Origin of the sequence: Sinorhizobium arboris LMG 14919 (assembly GCF_000427465.1) — a bacterium.
In the GTDB taxonomy this organism is placed as follows: domain Bacteria; phylum Pseudomonadota; class Alphaproteobacteria; order Rhizobiales; family Rhizobiaceae; genus Sinorhizobium; species Sinorhizobium arboris.
The window spans coordinates 1,666,766-1,686,656 of record NZ_ATYB01000014.1; the positions used below are offsets into that span (position 1 = coordinate 1,666,766).

Genomic DNA, 19,891 nt, shown 5'->3' on the forward strand with positions numbered 1-19,891 from the left:
ATCTTGTCAGCTGTCGAGCATCTCGCGCACGGCGACGGCAAGCTGCTTCAGCGAGAATGGCTTCGGCAGGAAGCCGAACTTCGCGTCGGCCGGCAGATTGCGGGCAAAAGCATCCTCGGCATAGCCGGATACGAAGATGAACTTCAGGTCCGGATACTTCTTGCGCAGTTCGCGCAGCAGCGTCGGACCGTCCATTTCCGGCATCACGACGTCGGAGACGACGATATCGACGGCGCCGTCGAGCTCGTCCATGATCTCCAGCGCCTCCACGCCCGATCCCGCTTCGTAGACCGTATAGCCGCGCGTCTCCAGCATGCGCTTGCCGCCGCGCCGGACCGCTTCCTCGTCCTCCACCAGCAACACGACCGCTGAATCCCCGGTGAGGTCGGCCGGCTCGGCTCGAGGCATGGGCACCGCAACCGGTTCGCTCTTCGCCGGCGCCGCGGATTCAGCTTCGTGCACATCCTCTTCGCGCGTCTCCGGAACATCGACGTGCCGCGGCAGCAGGATCCGGAAAGTCGTTCCGCTACCGATCTCCGACTCGGGATAGATATAGCCGCCGGACTGTTTCACGATGCCGTAAACCATCGACAAGCCGAGCCCGGTGCCCTTGCCGACATCCTTCGTGGTGAAGAAAGGCTCGAAGATCTTGTCCATGATCTCGGGTGGAATACCGGTGCCCTGATCCGATACCTCCACCATGACAAAGTCTTCCTCGGGCAATTCGCGCCGCCCAAGTGCCGCCACTTCGCCCGCCGGCAGATTGCGTGTCCGAAGCGTGATTATTCCACCCGCAGGCATGGCATCTCGGGCATTGACGGCGAGGTTCAGGAGCACCTGTTCGAATTGGCCGAGGTCGGTCTTCACTGGCCAGAGATCGCGGCCGTAATCCACCTCCACCTTGACATTGGTGCCGGTCATGCGGTCGACGAGCATCCTGAGGTCGCCGATGACGTCGGTGAGATTGAGCACCGTCGGCCGCATCGTCTGCTTGCGCGAGAAGGCGAGCAATTGCCGCACGAGAACGGCGGCCCGGTTGGCGTTACGCTTGATCTCCATGAGATCGGCGAAGGTCGCATCCGCCGGCCGCGCCGAAAGCAGGAGATGGTCGGCGGAAAGCAGGATCGCTGTCAGCACGTTGTTGAAATCATGGGCGATGCCGCCGGCAAGCGTTCCGACGGCATTCATCTTCTGCGTCTGCGCCATCTGGTTCTCGAGCGCCTTCTGCTCGGTGATCTCCAGGGCATAGATGATCGCGGCCTCCTCGGGCGCCTGATCGCTCTGGTCGATGACTGCATTGACATAGAAGCGGAAGTGGCGCCCCTCATCCTTGGGATGAAGCGCGTCGATCGGCGCGATATCGCTCTGCCGGTCCTTCGCGGCGGCGAGCGATTCCTGCAGGCGTCCTCGCTCGGACTGGTGCACGACAGCGTCGATCTGAGCCCCGCGCTCGACCTCGTCCTGCGAAACGAGCCCGGCGAAGAGCTTCATGAACGGTGCATTGGTTCTGAGAATGCGCCCATTTCCATCCACCGAGGCGATTGCCATGGGTGTGTTGTTGAAGAAGCGGGTGAACCGCATTGCCGCGTTTGACGCCGACTGATCGCCATCGTCGCCTTCCCGGGACATCACGATCGTCCGGCTTTCGCCGGGCGCGCCGTCGCGTGTGGAGGAGACGCGATGAATGAGGCGTACCGGCAGGCTCTGGCCGCTTGTCTTTCTGAGATCGAGGTCCAGGATCTTGGTCTTCTTGAGACCTGGCTCTGCCTGTACCGATTGGACGAGCGCCAGCCCCTCGCCCGCAACGAGATCGGCAATACTGACGGAGCCGGGCTGGAACTTGGTCAGATCGATCCCGAGCCAATCGGCGAGCGTCGCGTTGATATAGAAGATCTCGCCCTTGCGCCCGGCGGAGAAGAAGCCCGCCGGTGCGTGGTCGAGATAGTCGATCGCGTTCTGCAGTTCCTTGAAGAAACGCTCCTGCTCGTCGCGCTCCGCCGTGATGTCGGCGATCTGCCACAGGTAGAGCGGATTGCTGCCGGCATCCTCGAGCGGAAGAACCCGCGCCTTCAGGCGATACCAATGGGCACCGGAGCCGGCCAGTTTGGCGTTTGCCAGGGGCTTCAGCAGCCGGAACTCCTCGTGGCCCTGCTTGCCCTCATGCAGGCCGTTGGTCAGGCGGTAGATAGCCTCGGTCGCTTCGCGGTTTCGAGAAAGGATCGTTTCGAGCGACTGAATGCCCGCCGCACTCTTGTTGCCGGTCAGGGCGCCGTAGGCGGCGTTGGCATAGATGATGCGTCCCTTGCGGTCGGTTACGATCGTCCCGTCTTCGTGCGCATCGAGGAAGGCGCGCGCCAATTCGTCCGGCCGCGATTGCGGCATCACTTCGATGAAGCCGATGACGGAAGAAACGAGGAAGAATATCCCCACCATGGCCAGCACGCCGAGAATGCCGAGCACGATCTCGTTTTCGAGCTGGTTCTTGAAGACGACGAAAGCGGCTGCCGACGCGGTAAGGACGATCGCAAGCAGAATGATCCTGAGGATGGTTCCCGGACGAACGCCTCGGTCGACGACCGGCATCTGGTAGTCATCTGCCTGTCGCAATTTCGTCATCGGGTCCTCACCTGCTGCCGGTTCGCTTCGGACGCGATCCCGAGCGCTTGCAGCGCCGTACGTCCCGTGGATGTACAAGGGCTGCAATATTTTGAAGTTGCCGCATAATTTATCCCTAATCCGCTTCCGGTTTAAGGAACCATGCGGTGGCCTGGTCCGAAGGCATCGTCGCGAATACCGACGGCCGCCCTCCGCGCTTTCGCGCATCGACCTGGAATCATCTTTAACAATCAGAGATAACAGCAAAAAGCGTCTCGGCGGAAGCGCTGCGGTCAATTCACAGGGAATGTCGGGCCGAAGCTTGTCCGAGCCCGAAAAAAGCCGTCAAATGTTGCCATGCGAGGCGGCAGTAAGGAGTTCAGCCTATGTTGGAAACAATCCTGGGGGACAACGCCAGCCGGTTCCTGATCGCCGCCGGAGCGGTTGCGATCGGCCTCTTGTGCCTGGCGGCCGTGCTTCGGCTCATGCGCAACAGACCTTCCTCTCCCTTCGTGCGCGGCGGCAAGAACAGACAGCCGCGGCTTGCGGTGCTCGATGCCGCCGCGGTCGACACGCGCCGACGCCTGGTGCTCGTCCGCCGCGACGACGTGGAACACCTGATCATGATCGGCGGCCCGACGGACATCGTGATCGAAAGCCGCATCGCGCCGGAGGGAGAAGTTCCGAATCCGGCCAATCTCCAGGCGGAACCGGAAGAAAAGACCACGCGCACCGCGATGGCGGAAGCGCGGCCACAGCCGGTTTCTTCCCCTCTCCCGGCGGAACCAGCCGCAGAACCCGTTCGGCAGCCTTCGCGTCCGAGCGAGCCGCCGCGGGCGGCCGCGCGTCCGGAGCCTCCGATGCGCGCCGTCCCTGATCAGCACCCCCCCGCGCTCGGTTCACCGCCGCCGCAGCAGGCTTCCAGGCCTTCACCTGCGCCCCACATTCCGCCGGTGTCCGCCGCCATGGAGCCGTCGGATGCTGACTTCGGCACGGCGCGTAACCGCGCGTTTGCGATGGAGCCACCTGCTCGCGACGAACGCCCCGTCCCGCTTGCGGCGCTTGAACCGGTGAAGGCCGTGCCGGGACAATCACTCCCGCCAAGGTCCGCCGCGCCGGAACCTGCCGCTGAATTCGAGCGCATGCTCGATGCGGAGATCAGCGGCGATCTCCAACGCCTGACGCCCTCTGTTGCGCCGCATTCGGAGATCAGGCCGGCCGCCGGCGGCCGCCAGGAGCCGGTACTCGGATCGCCTTCGCAGAACGCACGCAAGGAGCCGACGATCGAAGAGGAGATGGAAAGGATGCTCGCCGACATCTCCGTGAGCCGCAAATTGTAGATCGCGCATCCCGGCGGCAAGATACATCTGTGCACAAAATAAAACGGCGCGGGCGAACCGCGCCGTTTCGATAATCCCAACGATGTCCCGGACCTATTCGTCCCGGTAGACCTTCTCGCGACGCTCGTGACGCTCCTGCGCCTCAATCGAGAGGGTTGCGATCGGCCGGGCGTCCAGGCGCTTCAGGCCGATGGGCTCGCCGGTTTCCTCGCAGTAGCCGTAGGTGCCTTCATCGAGCCGCTGCAAGGCGGCATCGATCTTGGCAATCAGCTTCCGCTGACGGTCCCGGGCGCGCAACTCGATCGCCCGGTCGGTTTCGGATGAGGCGCGGTCCGCGAGATCAGGATGGTTGGCGCTCTCCTCCGCCAGGTGGTCCAGTGTCTCGCGGGCTTCGCGAAGGATGTCGTTTTTCCAGGCATTCAGCTTCGCACGAAAGTATGCCCGGTGGTTCGCATTCATAAAATCCTCGTCCTCCGAAAGGACATAGGTACTAAGATCGATCTTCTCACTCAACGCGATTCTCCTGAAGAACATCTCATTGCGGCGGTGTATAGACCCATGGAAGCTCTGTTTCAAGCCTTGTAATCAGCGCTTAACTGCATTTTAACACTGCCCGCATCGCAGGCTAACCGGCTAATATTTCATCACAATTACACGCAAAGTGTTGAACGCCGAAATACCGCCCGTCGTCGACCGCACCAGCCGCTCGGCGCTCCGTGGGCGAGCACGCGGCATTTCGGATTGCGACATTTGGTGCGCGCCAAGTGTCGGTTCAATGGGAGTGCCGGATCAAAAAACAGCGAGCCACGACTTGATCTTTATGCCAACCGGCAGGACAACGGAGCATCCACGAGGCGTTTTGAAGCGTCGGCGCGGACGGTCGCCTTCATCCTGGGGATTTCCAGCACCGGTGAATACATGCAAGACAGCGTCGCCCCGGCCTTCCGCCTTCTGCTTCTTCGCCATGCCCGATCGGGTTGGGCTTTGCCGGGCCAGCGGGATTTCGATCGCGCTCTCGACGACGTCGGCTTTGCCGAGGCGGAACTCACGGCGCAAGCGGCGGCCGACCAGCGCATCAGGCCGGACCTGATCCTCTGCTCGACAGCCGTCCGCTGCCGACAGACGGCCGAGCCATTCTACCGCGCGCTCGGCGAAGACATCGCCATCCGTTACCTCGATCCGCTCTATACCGGTCCGACAAGCGTTTATGCCGAGCTTATCGAGGCGTATGCGAGCCGAACCTCGTTGATGATCATCGGCCACAATCCGATGATCGAGGAACTCTTTCACCGGATACTGGGAGACGAACGGGCCGCTGCGGCACTTGCGAACGGATATCCGCCGGCCGGATTGGCGGTGATCGATTTCACTGCCCGGCCGAGGACCGGAACCGCATGGGCCGCGACGCTGTCGAAACTGCTCATTCCCTCCCCTGAAGAAGCCGAAAAACCATGAGTGCGTGCCCGCGGCTTCCGGCCTGCGAAAGCGCCGAATTCACCTCCCGTCGTTGCGCTGACGGAAACATTTCCTATATCGCTCCCGGCGCAATGCGGATTGCGGCGCCCATTGGTATACCGGCAATGGGCTGCAACGCTCTGCAGCGCCGCGCGTCTCATCAGTCACGCAAGGTCGATGCGGGACTTTGATCTGCTGCCTGTTTTTGCCTTCTACCGGGCAGGATCATAGGAACCTGCAATAGCACTCCCGAAGGGACGAAAGAATTTGGCGCCCATTCTCACCAGCTTCAAAGACGACGCGCTGATCGCCCTGGACAATCTCGCCGACCGAGCGGCGGGTCTCGTCACCCCGTCCGTCAGGCTCGGTGTCACCGGCCTTTCGCGCGCCGGCAAAACCGTATTCATCTCCTCGCTCGTCCACAATCTGCTGAACGGAGGGCGGCTGCCGGTTTTCGAGCCGGTCCGCTCGGGCCGTGTGTCGAAAATCCGGCTCGAACCGCAGCCCGACGACGCGGTGCCGCGCTTTCAATATGAGGATCACATCGCGTCACTGGTCAGGGATCGGTCCTGGCCGGATTCGACGAGAGCCATATCGCAGTTGCGGATCACGCTCGATTACGAAAGCGCCAGCGGCTGGAGTCGGCTGCTCTCTCCCGGAAGGCTGTCGATCGACATTGTCGATTATCCCGGCGAATGGCTCCTCGACCTGCCGCTGCTCAGCCAGGACTTTCGGCAGTTCAGCGACGCGACGGTTCAACGCGCACGCACCGGCATGCGCGCCGGTCTGTCGCGCGAATGGTTGGGACTTGCCGCCACACTCGGGGCTGCGATGCCGGCCGATGAGGGCAGCGCCCGCCGGCTTGCCGAAAGCTTCACCGGCTATCTAAAGGCCTGCAAGGAGGACGACCGGTCCCTCTCCACGTTGCCGCCTGGCCGCTTCCTGATGCCGGGCGATCTCGAAGGGTCGCCGGCCCTTACCTTCTCGCCGCTCCCCGACCTGCCTGCGGGCCGAGCCCCCAAGGATTCCCTCTGGTCGATGATGGAGCGGCGCTACGAAGCCTACAAGACGCATGTCGTAAAGCCGTTCTTCCGCGAACACTTCGCCCGTCTCGACCGCCAGATCGTGCTTGTCGACGCGCTCCAGGCGGTCAACCGCGGCTCGGAAGCACTGAAGGACCTGGAACAGGCCCTCGTCGATGTGCTTGCCTGCTTCCGGCCCGGCGTCAATTCCTGGCTGACGTCTCTCGTCACGCGCAGGATCGACCGCGTATTGATCGCCGCCACCAAGGCCGATCACCTGCACCACGAGAGTCACGATCGGCTCGAGCGCATTGCCGCCCGCCTCGTCAGCCGGGCAACCGAACGGATAGGAATGAGCGGCGCGGGGCTGGAGGTCATGGCGCTCGCCTCCGTCAGGGCAACACGCGAAGCCACGGTTGAGCATGACGGCCATCGTTTGCCCGTGATCGTGGGAACACCGATCGCCGGTGAGAAGATCAACGGTGAGATCTTCGATGGTGAAAGGAAAACAGCGATATTTCCTGGAGACTTACCGGAAGATCCTCAACTTCTTTTCGAGGCCGTCGATCGCCAACCCACATCCCCTTCGACCACGGATCCTTCAATGCCGGAACTGAACTTCGTCCGCTTCCGTCCACCGCACCTCGAAGAAACACGCGGCGGGTTGAAACTCTCGGTGCCGCATATCCGGCTCGACAGGGCCATGCAGTTCCTCCTCGGAGATCGTTTGGCATGAGTGACGATTTCAAGGACCGTCGACGCAGGCCCGCCGCATTTTCCATCGAAGGCGAAGAAGCCATCGAACGCGAGGCGAAACAGACGCCGCGGCGCGCGCCAGGCAGCTTCAGCGAAAGGGTCGTCATGACTCCTGACGCCGAGGACCCGTTCATCGGAACGACCGCTGCGATCGAATCGCTCGACCTGCCGGAAGCAAAGCCGCAGCGGCGCCGACTCTCCTTCGGCAAGATCGCCGCGAGCGCCTTCGGCATCCTGATTTCGCTTGCCGTCGGGCTTTGGGTCGACCGGCTTCTACGCGATCTCTTCTCGCGCGCCGACTGGCTCGGCTACGGGGCCGTCGCAGTCGTGGCGATCGGCGCGGTCGCTTTCCTGATCGTGGTCGCGCGCGAAGTTTTCGGCATGATGCAACTGACCGCCGTCCAGACGCTGAAAGGCGATCTGGCCGCAGCGGCCGCAGCCGGCAATACGCAGGCCGCGCGCGCTGCCACCGCGAGGCTTGCCCACCTGCTCGCCGGCAATCCGCGGACAGCCAGGGGCCGTGCCCGCCTGGCGGAGACCGAGGACGACATCATCGACGCCCCCCACCTCATCGAATTGACGGAACGTGAATTGCTGGCGCCGCTCGACCGCGAAGCGCGCCGGCTCATCCTGGCCGGAGCGAAACGCGTATCGATCGTCACCGCCGTCAGCCCACGCGCACTCGTCGATCTCGGCTATGTGATCTACGAATCCGCGCGGATGATCCGTGCAATGGCGGAACTCTACGGCGGCCGGCCGGGTACGCTCGGACTGTTACGCCTGATGCGCGACGTCATCGCCCATCTCGCCGTCACCGGCTCGATCGCCGTCGGCGACAGCCTCATCCAGCAGATCCTCGGCCACGGCCTCGCTTCAAAGCTTTCCGCCCGACTTGGCGAAGGCGTCATCAACGGGCTGATGACGGCGCGCATCGGAATCGCGGCAATGGATCTCTGCAGGCCGATGCCGTTCCGCGCGCTGAAGCGCCCCAGCATCGGCGACTTTTTGACCGACCTGGCGCCCGGCGCCGCGCGATCCGAAAGCGCAACGCGCTGATCGTCAGCCGCCGCTATCGAGAAGCCGTTGACGATCGCGACGGCACCCTGCTCTCGCCTACCCCCGAGAGCGGCTTATAAGCGAGGACGAAACCATCCGTTAACCATTTTCGCGGCAATGTAGTCGTCAGATTTGCAGCTTGACCCATCAAGGACCACTCATGCTCACGCGCCCTTCTTCGATTGCTCGCGGCGTTGCCGCTATCGCGCTTGTCGCCGCCGTGGGCCTTGCTACGCCCGCATTGTCCGGGGCCCGCGACAAGGCTTTCTTCGACAGGGTTGCCGGACAATGGAAAGGTCCGGGCGAGATCGTTGCCGGCAAGTACAAAGGCACGAAATTCACCTGCGATCTCACCGGCGAAGCGACGCCAGGCAATGAGGCCGGCCTGAAACTTGACGGTTTCTGCCGTGTCGGGGTTTTCAAACAGCCCATGTCGGCAACGATCGTCCGGAAAGCTAACGGCTATACCGGAAAGTTCCTGGACGGAGCCGAGGGCAAGGGTCTGGACGTCGTGTCCGGCACCGTGGCCAAGGACAAGGTAGTGGTCGGCATCAACCGCAAACAGCTCAACGGCGCTATGATTGCGCGCCTGCAGAACGAAGAGACGATGAACATCACCATCTCGGTGAAGGTCGAAGACACGATGGTCCCCGTCATCGGGGTGAGCCTCAACCGCCAGATGGACGACATAGCCGTCGGCTCGATCGAGTAACCGCCTTCGCCGCGCTCGCGACGGAAAGACCGGATCTCAGTCCTGCGTACGCCACCACTCGACGTTTTCGTCGGCTACTTCGATCCCGGTGACATCCGCCCTGCTTAGCCATTCTCCAACGGTTCGCCCTTCGACGGTGAGGTCTGCCGCAAAGTCGGCGAGCGGCTTCAGCACGAAGCCACGTTCTGTCATGCGCGGGTGAGGCAGCGTAAGCGCCGCGCTCTCCATGTTGAGGTCACCGAAGGTCAGGACGTCGATGTCGATGGTGCGCGGGCCCCACCGTTCCTTTCTTACGCGCTTCATGGCCCGCTCGATCCCGAGACAGGCCGCAAGCAATGCCTCGGCATCGAGCGTCGTTTCGACTTGCGCACAGGCGTTGAAGAACCAATCCTGATCCGTCTTGCCCCATGGGGGTGTGCGGTAGAGCCGCGACACCGCAGCGACCCGGCAATCCGCCCGCGCGTCGAGCGCCCGTAAGGCCTCCGCCATCGACCGGCGCGGGTCGCCGAGGTTGCCGCCAAGACCGAGGATCGCGCGCCGCCAGTTCCTATTCGGCGACATGCTCGACCGTGACCTCCACGTAGTCCAGTATTCCCGGAACCGGCGCGTTCGGCTTGCGGATGGAGACTTTCGCCCTTCGAATCTGACGGAAACGGGCGCAAAGCGTCTTGGCAACCTCAAGCGCCAGCGCCTCGATCAGATAACGCCGGCGTCCCGTGACGATTCTCTCGATCTCGGCGAAGGCGATGCCATAATGCACGGTGTCGTCGATGCAGTCCTCGGCAAGCGCGGTCCCCTGCTCGACTTCGAGTTCCGCATCCACGAAGAACCGCTGCCCGAGGAACTCCTCTTCGTCGAGCACGCCATGGCGGGCGAAGAACGCACAGTTCTTCAGGGTGATTGTGTAGGTCGCAGTCATCGCATTCCTGTCCCGTCAACGGTTCTTTGTCGCCAGCATAGCATCCGCAACGGCTAGCGCATCCCTGTTGATTGCGACATCGTGTACCCGAAAAATCGCAGCACCCGCAAATCTGAGAAGTGCTGTCGTCGCAGCGGTACCGACGTCCCGGTCCTGCGCCTCCCGTGCCGTCACCGCGCCGACGAAGCGCTTGCGCGACGTCCCCACGAGAAGCGGCAGTCGAAATCCATGCAACTCCCCGAAGCGGCCCATCAGTTCCAGGTTCTCGTTCGTGTCCTTCGCGAAGCCAAAACCCGGATCGAGAACGATCCGTTCCCGCGCCACGCCGGCGTCGGTCGCGATCTGCAGGGACCGGCCGAGAAAATGAAACTGGTCTTCGATCACATCGCTCAGCTTTTCCCGATCGCGCCCCGTGTGCATGATGCAGAGCCCCGCGCCTGTCTCGGCTGCCACTGCCGCGATCGCCGGCTCGCGCTGCAGGCCGTGCACGTCGTTGACGATGTGGGCGCCGGCCTCCACTGCGAGTCGCGCGGTCTCGGCGCGATAGGTATCGACGGAAATAATGGCCCGGGACTGCCGCGCGACGGCGGCTATAACCGGCAGGATGCGGGCCTGCTCCTCACCGGCGTTGACCGGCTCGGCGTCCGGGCGCGTGGACTCGCCGCCGATGTCGAGGATTTCCGCACCCGCCTGGACTGCGCTCAAAGCAGCCGCGACAGCGGCGCCGGGATCGGCAAAGCGACCGCCGTCGGAGAAAGAATCCGGTGTAACATTGATGATCGCCATCAAAACGCCACGCGGCCCGAGTTCGAGATCGCGTCCATGCGCCAATTGCCAGCGAGAGGACTGAAGTGGATCGTATGTCATTATTCCGGTCCGCGGCTGAACGGCGTCGAATTCGCCGATCGTTCATGGTGCAGATGATCTCTTTCGAAAGCAACGCGTTATGACTTGGTTCTCATACACTTTGAAGGCTTGTCGACTTCGGTTCTGGCCGATTTGTGTTGCGCTGGCCCTGGCTATGCCCCAAGCTTCAACGAAGTTCAATCGGCGAGAATGCGCTTCCATGCCTCGATTAAATATCCCGTTACGTGCAGCCTTGATCGCTTTGCTCGTAGGCCTCCCGCTTGGCGCCGCCTCGGGAGAAACGCTGATCAGCAAGAGAATCTCCTATTTCTCGATCGGCGGACGCACGGCCGCGGAGCTCGACAAGGCGCTTTCGGCATCCGGCCCCATGATGAAGAGCACCGGCACGCGGCATCCGGGCGCCACCCGGATCAAGTTCGGCGGCACGGTCACCTATGTCAGTCGCGACGACCGCTGCGCGGTCGGCTCGGCCAAGGTTACGCTCAGCACCCGCATCATTCTGCCGCGATGGAAGTACCGTCCACAGGCCGGACGCGATTTGGCCCTGGTCTGGGACACGCTGGCGAGCGACATCAAGCGCCACGAAGAGCGTCACGCGGAGATCGCGCGCATTCATGCGCGTCGGATGGAAAAGGCCCTGCTTGCACTGAAAGCCGAAGACAGTTGCGAGCGCATGCAGGCCCGGGTCGCGGAAGTAAGCGCCGAAGAAGTCGAGCGGCACGACAAGGATCAGGCGCGCTTCGACCGCACCGAAGCGGCCAACTTCGACCGGCGGATGATCCGGCTGCTACAATACCGCCTTGAAACCCTGAAGAAAAACGAGAAGACCCGTTGATGATATGAGACCGGCCGCGCATCGCCGTCGGGCGATACTCGCTGCCGTGTACGCCCTTTGGATCGAAATACCCCAAAGAAACGATGGGGTGTAGTTTCGGCTCCAGAAGAAGACGCCAGAAACCCACAGTATTTTATTGGCGGAATCTAACGATAGCGAGCAGCAACCGACTCAGCTATATTGAAGTCATGCAACGAGCAGAGGAACCGAAGTTCAACTGCTGAAGGAAGTTGACATTGGATTGCGGATCAACACCGAGATCTCGCGTTTTAGTGGCAACTGGCGTGAGTTTGGCTTCGTCATCTTCGGATATTGCAGCATTATCCGGGTGATGGAGCAGCACAGGTTCTCCTGGCGTGTCCTGGTGCGGCAGATGTTCCCTCCCTCATCTGCATGCGATGCGCCCTCCTAGCCTCGCTTGTCGATCGACCAGCGAGGCTTTTTTTGCGTTCACGGCGCCGAACATCAGGACACGGGCTGCCATCAGATCGACGGAAGGCAGCTGGGCTATCGGAACAGGCGATTAGCCGATCAGGCCTGGCGCTCCGGAACATGAACGACGAGCCCGTCCAGAGCTTCGCTCATCTTGATCTGACAGGAGAGACGCGAGGTCGGACGCACGTCGTAGGCGAAGTCCAGCATATCCTCTTCCATCGCTTCGGGTGCGCCGACCTGGGCCGCCCAGGCCTCGTCGACATAGACATGACAGGTCGCGCAGGCGCAAGCGCCGCCGCATTCCGCTTCGATCCCGGGGACCGAATTGCGAACCGCATTCTCCATGACCGTGGAGCCGTTCTCGACATCGAGTTCGTGGCGCACGCCGTCAAAGGCTACGATCGTAAGTTTTGTCATTTCTCTTTCCGGAACGAATTGAGGGGGCCGGGCTGGCGCCGGGCTTGCTCGTACTAGGCGTGCCCCGGCTTTGAATCAGGGCACGTCTTCCAACAAATCAGCCAATCAGTCAACATGATGCGGCCCATCCGCACAGCCGCAAATTGCCGCGGCGGCTGGGCAGATCGCGTTTGATAACCGGTCTCAAAGCATCTCGGCCATATGCGCAGCGGTTTCGGGACGACGACATGCACGATGCCGACAAGCTGCTGCAACGACCCTTGCGCGCCTGACAAGACGCGCTTCAGGTCAGCGGCAGAGCTTTAGAACGAAGAGTTCCGCTTCGAGAACGGCGGCGGCGAGAGCGCTCTGCAGTCCGGCGTCCTCGGGGCACTTTTCGATCGCAGCTGCAGCCTCGGCGACCGCGACGGCGCCGACCGCGAGAGCCGCCCCCTTCAGGCGATGGGCCTCCTGGCCACGGGCCTCTGCATCACGCTCCGCCATCTGGGCCATCGCCTGGCGCGCCTGACGTGCAAAGAGCGTGAGCACTTCGATCTCGAGCATCTTGTCGCCCATCGTCTGCCTGTAGAGGTGAGCAAGGTCGATAGGGTTCTTGCCAGAAGGAATGCTGTTTCCGGGGTTGTCCGGTATCTCGAAGGCAATCTTGAGTGCCGCCATGGGCTCGTTTCCTACAATCGATTTCGCATAAACAATCGCACCGTTTTCAGACAGGATTATCGGTGCGCGGCACTGCCATTGACCTAAAACGCGGCGCAAAGGAGGCAGAAAAATTGAGGAGATGGTTAACGGCCATTAAACCGGCTGATTCCCTTGGCTTTTCCGGCCACAAGGCCGAGTTTCCGTTAAGAAATCATTAGGATTTTAATGAATGCGGAACGCTCATAATTGTAAGAGCCCGGCTAATGTGTCACTACGATACGATTAGGAACGGGTCTGTATATGAAAATGGCAACTGTTCCGGTGGATAAGCTGCGTCCCACGGTGTCGCAGGGCATAGGCTGCGGCTATCCATCGAGGCGATGCAATGGGTGATCGGTCGGGCCCGGCTTCCTTGCGAAGCTCGGACCTTGCGGTCACCGCCCTGGTTCGGATGTTCCGCTGGGCACCTGGCGGCACAGGAAGACGGCCATCATCGGGCAATAGTAGTGAGGCGTAACCGTATGGCGACGAAGAAGACCAACGAGTCGATCGACGAAAAGGCATTCCAGGCGCTGGAAGCTGCCCTGAAGATCGACTTTGACGACCTGAAGTCGGCCTTGAAGGACGAGACTTCCCTGGACGAGCCGGACGAGAGCGTGTCCGAGCCCGGCAGGCAGGCTGCCGGATCCGCTGAGGCCCGCGCCGCACGAGCCCAACAGGAAGCTCAGAAGCCCGCACACAGCACCGAGGCGCCGCGCAGTTTTGCGAGCGAGATGGCGCCGAAGCAGCCTCCGCTGGCGCCCGCCAACGACGACACGCGCAAGTCTCCCGCCGCCATGCTGCGCTCGCTGGAGGTGCGCTCCAGCCGCGCGGCGATCCGGGTCGCAGCGATCGTCTCGCTGTTCTGGACGGTCGCCGGACTTGGCGTCGCCCACCTTCTCTATGCGCCGGAGATTTGGCAGATTCGCTCTCTCGGCGACCTGGCGGCAATGCCTGGAACGATCGGTGTTCTTCTCGGCATCGCCCTGCCCGTCATGCTCTTCTTCTCCTTCGCGATCATGATCGCGCGCTCTCAGGAACTGCGCAGCGCCGCGCGGTCGATGGCCGAGGTCGCGATGCGGCTCGCCGAGCCGGAAACCAATGCGGCCGACCGCGTAATGACGGTCGGCCAGGCCGTACGCCGCGAAGTCTCGGCGATGAACGAGGGCATAGAGCGCACCATCGCCCGGGCAACCGAGCTCGAAGCGCTGGTGCATTCCGAAGTCAGCGCACTTGAGCGCAGCTACAGCGAAAACGAGCTGCGCGTCCGCACGCTCGTCCAGGAGCTCGGCCTCGAACGCGAAGCGATCATCGGCCATTCGGAGCGGATCCGCACGGCTATCGCCGGCGCACATACCAAGCTGAGGGACGACCTTGAGACGGCGAGCGAGGACATCGCGTCGCGTATCGCCGTTTCGGGCGAAGCCTTCGCTTCGCTCATCGATACGCGGGCCGCGGCACTTACCGACAAATCGGACCATGCGCTCGAAAACCTCAGCACCATGCTGACCACCCGGACCGACGCGTTGCTTTCGGGCCTGACGACCGCCGGAGTGGCGCTCAGCAACGAGTTCGACGCGCGTCTCGATGCGCTCAGCGAGAACCTGACGCAGCGCGGCGAGCAGTTGCTCAGCCAGTTCGAAACCCGCGCGTCCACGCTCGATGCGAATACCGAGAAGCTCAACGCCGCCCTGAACGAACGCGCCCGTCAACTCAACGAGACGCTGATCGCCCGGACGCGTGACCTCAATGAAAGCCTCCGGATCGGTCAGGAGGCGATTTCCGGCGGCCTCGACGACGTGCTTTCCTCGCTCAACTCGGCACTTGACGAAAAGGGTGCGAGTTTCCGCCAGAGCCTCAAATCGAGCGCGGACGACGCAATCATGGACCTCGATCTGCGCGGTGGCTTTTTCGAGGAGAAGCTGCAAACGACGGTCGGCCAACTGGCAAGCGCTTTCGACGAACGCTTCCACGAGTTTGCAAGCGCCTTCGACAAGCGGGCCAGCCAGCTCGATACGAAGCTCATGGAAAGCCTCCATCGGATCAACGAGACCGTTTCGGGCGGCTCGGAGGCGATCGGTGGGGCGCTTGACAGCAGCGTAGACAAGATCAGTTCGGCGCTCTCCGATCAGTCGCTCACCCTGGCAACGGCGCTCGGCGCGACGCAGGACTTCATCGAAGAGACGATCGGTAGCCGCACCTCCGAACTCAGCAATCTGGTCGGCAACGCCCACAACCGCATCGAGAGCGTCCTTTCGGACAAGACGGGCTCGCTGATGGGAGCCTTGACCGAAGCGCAGGCGCGCATCGAGAACGGCTTCGGCCAGCGCGCCGATGCGCTCGCCAACGCGCTGACGACGAGCGAACAACGCCTGACGGACGGGCTCGACTCCCGTACGTCCGCCTTCATCGAGGGCTTGCAGTCTGCTCACGCCCGCATCGAACAGACTCTCACCGGATCCACCGACGAGATCACCAGCGCGATCGCTGCAAGCCAGCACCGACTCGACAACACGCTTTCGGAACGTACCGCCGCGCTGTCAACCGCCCTCACCTCGGGAGCGAGCGTCATCGAAAGCACCGTCGGCGACACCGCAGACCGACTGGAGCGTGTTCTCTCCGAGCGCGGCCAGACGATCACCGAAGCGCTGTCGACGCAGACCGCAGCGCTCGACGGCGTGCTCGCCGAACGCGCGGCGCAAATCAACTCGACCATGTCGGCGCGCGCCAACGAAATGGCCGACTCGCTCAGCCGTCATGCCGAAGACGTCGCCGATAGCCTGACGTTCCGCGCCATGGCGGTAGCCGAGACCATGACAGACCGCGTCGGCGAGATCGAAAACAAGCTTTCGCAGAGCGTGTCCGAAGTCGCGGAGAACCTGGGCGGTCGCGTCAGCCTGATCGCGGATACGCTCACCGACACCAGCGCCCGCATCGCCGAGGACCTGAGCGGCCGCGTCGGCAAGATTTCGGAGACACTGGCCGGGACCAGCGCGGAGATCGCGGAAGCGCTTACCGCCCGCACGTCGGAAGCCACGGCTTCGCTTGCAGGAAAGGCCGCCGAGATCGAACAGACGCTCTCCGGCAGGGCCGAACACCTGCGCCACACTTTGACGACGACGCACGAGCAGATCCGCTCGACGCTCGACGACAGGATCACGGCGATCAACCTCGCCGTCGGCCAGGGCCGCGAGCAGCTGGAAGAACTGCTGTCCGACCAGTCGATGGCGATGGCGACGACGCTTGCAACCAGCGCCAGCATGCTGGAAATGTCACTCGAAGAGCGTCAGGCCTCGATTGCCGGAGCGATCGAGCGCAGCACCGAAGCGCTTGCCGCCCGCACGTCGGAAGCCACGGCTTCGCTTGCCAGCAAGGCCACCGAGATCGATCAGACGCTATCCGGCAAGGCCGCCCAGCTGCGCGACACGCTGGCGAACACGCATGAGCAATTGCGCTCGACGCTCGACGACCGCATCAACACCATCGACCTGACCGTCGGACAGGGCCGCGAGCGGCTGGAAGAGTTGCTGTCCGATCAATCGATCGCGATGGCCACCACTTTGGCGACCAGCGCCAGCATGCTGGAAATGTCGCTCGAGGAGCGTCAGGCATCCATCGCCGGTGCGATCGACCGCAGTGCCGAATCGCTCGACGCACGCATGCGCTCGACGACGGGCGAAATCGCCGAACGCCTGGCCGAAACAGCCGATCAGATCAGTCTCGCGGCCGACACGCTCACCAACCGCGTCGACATTTCCATCAGCGGCGTCAATAGCCGCCTTGACGAGACCGGCGCCCGGATCGAGACAAGCCTCGGCTCGCTCGAGGAGCGCATCCGCAGCAGCGTCGGCGATGTCGATGCCGTTCTCGGCGATACGGGCGCCCGCATCGAAACGAGTCTCGGCTCCCTCGAGGAGCGCATTCGCGACAGCGTCGGCAGCGTCAATGCCATCGTCGACAATGCCGGCCAGCGGATCGCCGACAGTCTCGGCGACCGCGCGGGCGAGATCGACCGGATCAGCGAGGCTGCGGCAACGCGGATATCGACTGCGATCGAGGCCGGCACTGGCCGGATCGAAGAGCGTCTCGGCACGATGGATCGAGCCCTCAATATCGGCCTCGAGAACGTAAACCGTACGATCGAAGGGAAGGCTGCCGCGCTCGTCACCAGCTTGCGTGGTGCCGTCAGCGACGCCACTCAGGAGATCGACGCGGAGGCCGCCCGGTCGGCCGGGCTCCTGTCCAAGGCGGGCGCGGACTTCGCGGGCGCTCTGGCCGCGAGCAATGCCGAATTTGCATCTTCGATCGAGCAAACCGCATCGGCTACGGCCGCACGCCACGCTGATCTCGCCCGTTCGGTCACGGAAGCTGCGGAAACGGCGACGGCCCGTCTAGCCTCGACCAACAGCCAGATCGCAAGCCATGCCAAGAGCATCCAGCAGAGCCTGACCGATGCGGAGAAGGCGCTCGATGCGCGCGGCCAGTCCATCCGCAGCACGCTGGACGAAAGCACCCGCGAGCTCAACTCGATGCTCGCCGGGCGCTCGACGGAACTGTCACGTCTTCTCGACGAACAGGCTCGCCCGGTCATCGAACAATATGCCGCTACCGGCAAGGAGGCCGCAGAGCGCATCGCCGCGCTCACCCGTGAAAGCGCCGACCGCTTGCGTGCCGAAAATGCAGCGCTCGTCAACGCCATCACCGAACGGACCGGCGAGACGCTCGACGCCATCTCGTTGCGTGCGGAAGAGACCGCCAAAGCGATGAAGATGGTAGAGAACCGGCTGCAGTCGACGGCGCTGGGCCTGATCGACCAGCTCGCGTCAAGCAATTCGGCGATCGCCACAGTGATCGACCAGGCGAGCGGCAATCTCGGCGATATGGACCAGCGGCTCGAGGCGACGGCCGCACGGGTATCGGAGACGGCGCGGCAAGCCTCCGACATGCTCTCCACCTCGACCCGCCTGATCGAAGGCAAAGTCGACAAGCTGTCGGACATTTCCTCTTCGACGCTATCGCAGATCGGCGGCATCGTCGGCCGCTTCGAAGACCATTCGAAGGTTCTCGGACAGGCTTCCGACCTCTTGGCTGCTGCCCAATCGAACCTGGTCAGCACGCTCGAAGAACGGCAGGACGCACTCAGGACGCTGTCCGTCGGCCTCGTCCAGCGCTCGGAAGAAATCGAGCGGACCATGAGGGCGCTCGAGGGCTTCGTCGACGGCGCCTTCCAGCGCGCCGAGGAGCGCTCCGGCCAGGTCGCCGGCAATCTGCGCAGCGGTATACAGTCCTCCTTCGCCGATGTGGGCCGGCTGCTGTCGAACACCGAACAGCGGGCGACCGAAGCTGCCGAGGCGCTGCGCGATACGCTTGTCAAGGCAAGCGATGAAGCCGCTGCTTCCGTCGAAGGGGTCTTCTCGCAAGCCGAGGAACGCTCGCGCCAGATCGCCGACAGGCTGCGCTCCGGTGTCGAAACCTCTTTCGCCGATGCAAACACGACGCTGTCGCAAGTCGAAGGCCGCGCACTCAGCGCCTCCGAGGTCCTGCGGCAAGCGGTAGCCAAGGCTGGCGAGGAAGCCGGACAAGCGCTCGAAGGAGCGTTCGCGACCGCGGAAGAGCGTGCCAAGGACGCGGCATCGCGGCTGCGCGGCACCATCGGTGCTTCCGTCTCCGACGTCGAGCGCATGCTCGCGGACAGCGGCAAGAAGTCCGATGGCGTTGCCGCCCAGTTGCGCGAAGCCGTCCGCCAGGCGATCGAAGATGCGATCGGCCGCTTCAATGGCGCCACCGACGACATCCGTCGTTCCGCCGGGGAAATCCGCAAGGAACTCGACATGACGCGCGAAGAGTTGAAGCGCGGCGCCTTCGACCTTCCGGAAGAGGCCAAGGAAAACGCGGCAATGATGCGGCGTGCCGTTGGCGAGCAGATCAAGGCGCTGCAGGAGTTGTCCGAGATCATCGGCAAGTCTTCCTCGCAGCTCGAGGTCGCCCAGCCCGTTCGCCAGCCGGAAGCCCCCGCTGTCCCGGCCGCCCGCGTCGTCGCCCCACAAGCCGCCGCGCCGCAGCCGGCCGCGCCGCAGCCGGCTCCGAATGCGGCGCTGCGCGGAAGCCTGGGAATAGAGCAGGCCACCCGCCCGCTGCAGCCTGCCCGTCCGCCGGCAACTGAGGAACGCGCTGAAGAGGGCGGTGGCTGGATGCGCGATCTCCTGCGCGCCGCCTCTCGCGAGGAAGAGCCGGTGGTGGCAAGACCCCGGCAGACTGAGAGCCAGCCGGTTGCAAAAGCCGGCGACAGCCGCAACCCCCGCCACGTCGTCGAATCGCTGAATTCGCTCTCGGTGGACATCGCGCGTGCTATCGATCACGATGCCTCCGTCGAGCTTTGGCGGCGCTATCAGCGCGGCGAGCGCGACGTGTTCACACGCCGCCTCTATACGCTGAAGGGGCAGCAGACCTTCGACGAGATCAAACGCAAATACGATCGCGAACCGGAGTTCCGCACCGCCGTCGACCGCTACATCGCCGATTTCGAGAAGCTGCTCGCCGATGTCGCACGCAACGACCCCGACAAGCGCATCACGCAGACCTATCTGACGTCCGATACGGGCAAGGTCTACACGATGCTCGCCCACGCGGCAGGACGCTTCAGCTGATTTCGGAAAGCAACCGCCCTTCAGGAACGGCCTCGTCGCAAGACGGGGCCGTTCTGTATTGGAGCGACCGCCGGCTGCCCGCCCACTCGACTCTTTGACGTCAGGGGCCGCTGATGGGAAACTGCTTCCGTCGGGAATTGGTCAAATCAAAGCGAAA

Annotated in this window: 14 protein-coding genes; 7 read left to right on the plus strand and 7 right to left on the minus strand. The window is 63.2% G+C overall.

Annotation, left to right across the window (positions count from 1 at the left end; all coding sequences use genetic code 11):
* Positions 1 to 6: 6 nt before the first annotated feature.
* Entirely contained in the window at positions 7 to 2,616 is a 2,610-nt protein-coding gene (gene cckA, locus SINAR_RS0119345; RefSeq protein WP_028000591.1) for a cell cycle histidine kinase CckA, read from the minus strand.
* A 365-nt stretch (positions 2,617 to 2,981) separates the two neighbouring features.
* Here cckA and SINAR_RS0119355 point away from each other — a divergent pair, with 365 nt between their 5' ends.
* Positions 2,982 to 3,935: a flagellar biosynthetic protein FliO gene (locus SINAR_RS0119355; protein WP_028000592.1), complete on the plus strand. Its 954-nt coding sequence runs from the start codon at positions 2,982 to 2,984 to the stop codon at positions 3,933 to 3,935.
* Between the two features lie 93 nt (positions 3,936 to 4,028).
* Here SINAR_RS0119355 and dksA read toward each other — a convergent pair whose 3' ends face one another.
* Positions 4,029 to 4,448, minus strand: a complete 420-nt coding sequence (dksA, locus tag SINAR_RS0119360) for an RNA polymerase-binding protein DksA (protein ID WP_012708186.1) — start codon at positions 4,446 to 4,448, stop codon at positions 4,029 to 4,031.
* Positions 4,449 to 4,853: 405 nt separating this feature from the next.
* Between dksA and SINAR_RS0119365 the strand changes: the two genes are divergently transcribed.
* The 4 genes from SINAR_RS0119365 to SINAR_RS0119385 all read left to right on the plus strand — a co-directional run bounded on the left by SINAR_RS0119365 (position 4,854) and on the right by SINAR_RS0119385 (position 8,936).
* A complete protein-coding gene (locus SINAR_RS0119365) occupies positions 4,854 to 5,390 on the plus strand; it encodes a SixA phosphatase family protein (RefSeq protein WP_028000593.1) in 537 nt (178 codons plus the stop codon).
* 267 nt (positions 5,391 to 5,657) lie between these two features.
* Positions 5,658 to 7,148, plus strand: coding sequence for a YcjX family GTP-binding protein (locus SINAR_RS0119375; protein WP_028000595.1), 1,491 nt, complete (start codon positions 5,658 to 5,660; stop codon positions 7,146 to 7,148).
* Positions 7,145 to 8,224 carry a YcjF family protein gene (locus SINAR_RS0119380; protein ID WP_028000596.1) on the plus strand — a complete coding sequence of 360 codons (1,080 nt, stop codon included), beginning with the start codon at positions 7,145 to 7,147 and terminating at the stop codon, positions 8,222 to 8,224. Before SINAR_RS0119375 ends, SINAR_RS0119380 begins: the two co-directional genes overlap by 4 nt.
* A 160-nt stretch (positions 8,225 to 8,384) precedes the next feature.
* On the plus strand, positions 8,385 to 8,936 hold the full coding sequence (locus SINAR_RS0119385) for a hypothetical protein (RefSeq protein WP_028000597.1): 552 nt from the start codon (positions 8,385 to 8,387) through the stop codon (positions 8,934 to 8,936).
* 36 nt (positions 8,937 to 8,972) lie between these two features.
* Here SINAR_RS0119385 and folK read toward each other — a convergent pair whose 3' ends face one another.
* The 3 genes from folK to folP are packed head-to-tail and all read right to left on the minus strand — an operon-like array spanning position 8,973 to position 10,722.
* Positions 8,973 to 9,497, minus strand: coding sequence for a 2-amino-4-hydroxy-6-hydroxymethyldihydropteridine diphosphokinase (gene folK / locus SINAR_RS0119390; RefSeq protein WP_028000598.1), 525 nt, complete (start codon positions 9,495 to 9,497; stop codon positions 8,973 to 8,975).
* Positions 9,484 to 9,855, minus strand: a complete 372-nt coding sequence (gene folB, locus SINAR_RS0119395) for a dihydroneopterin aldolase (RefSeq protein ID WP_028000599.1) — start codon at positions 9,853 to 9,855, stop codon at positions 9,484 to 9,486. Before folB ends, folK begins: the two co-directional genes overlap by 14 nt.
* Positions 9,856 to 9,870: 15 nt before the next feature.
* Positions 9,871 to 10,722, minus strand: coding sequence for a dihydropteroate synthase (gene folP / locus SINAR_RS0119400; protein WP_028000600.1), 852 nt, complete (start codon positions 10,720 to 10,722; stop codon positions 9,871 to 9,873).
* Positions 10,723 to 10,921: 199 nt separating this feature from the next.
* Between folP and SINAR_RS0119405 the strand changes: the two genes are divergently transcribed.
* On the plus strand, positions 10,922 to 11,557 hold the full coding sequence (locus tag SINAR_RS0119405) for a DUF922 domain-containing Zn-dependent protease (protein WP_028000601.1): 636 nt from the start codon (positions 10,922 to 10,924) through the stop codon (positions 11,555 to 11,557).
* 531 nt (positions 11,558 to 12,088) lie between these two features.
* Here the strand turns inward: SINAR_RS0119405 and SINAR_RS0119410 are convergent.
* Both SINAR_RS0119410 and SINAR_RS0119415 read right to left on the minus strand, forming a co-directional pair.
* A complete protein-coding gene (locus tag SINAR_RS0119410; protein WP_028000602.1) occupies positions 12,089 to 12,409 on the minus strand; it encodes a 2Fe-2S iron-sulfur cluster-binding protein in 321 nt (106 codons plus the stop codon).
* Positions 12,410 to 12,697: 288 nt separating this feature from the next.
* Entirely contained in the window at positions 12,698 to 13,066 is a 369-nt protein-coding gene (locus tag SINAR_RS0119415; protein WP_028000603.1) for an Hpt domain-containing protein, read from the minus strand.
* A gap of 503 nt (positions 13,067 to 13,569) precedes the next feature.
* On the opposite strand from SINAR_RS0119415, the gene SINAR_RS0119420 reads away from it, so the two are divergent.
* Positions 13,570 to 19,734, plus strand: coding sequence for an apolipoprotein A-IV repeat region-like domain-containing protein (locus SINAR_RS0119420; RefSeq protein WP_028000604.1), 6,165 nt, complete (start codon positions 13,570 to 13,572; stop codon positions 19,732 to 19,734).
* Positions 19,735 to 19,891: the final 157 nt, after the last annotated feature.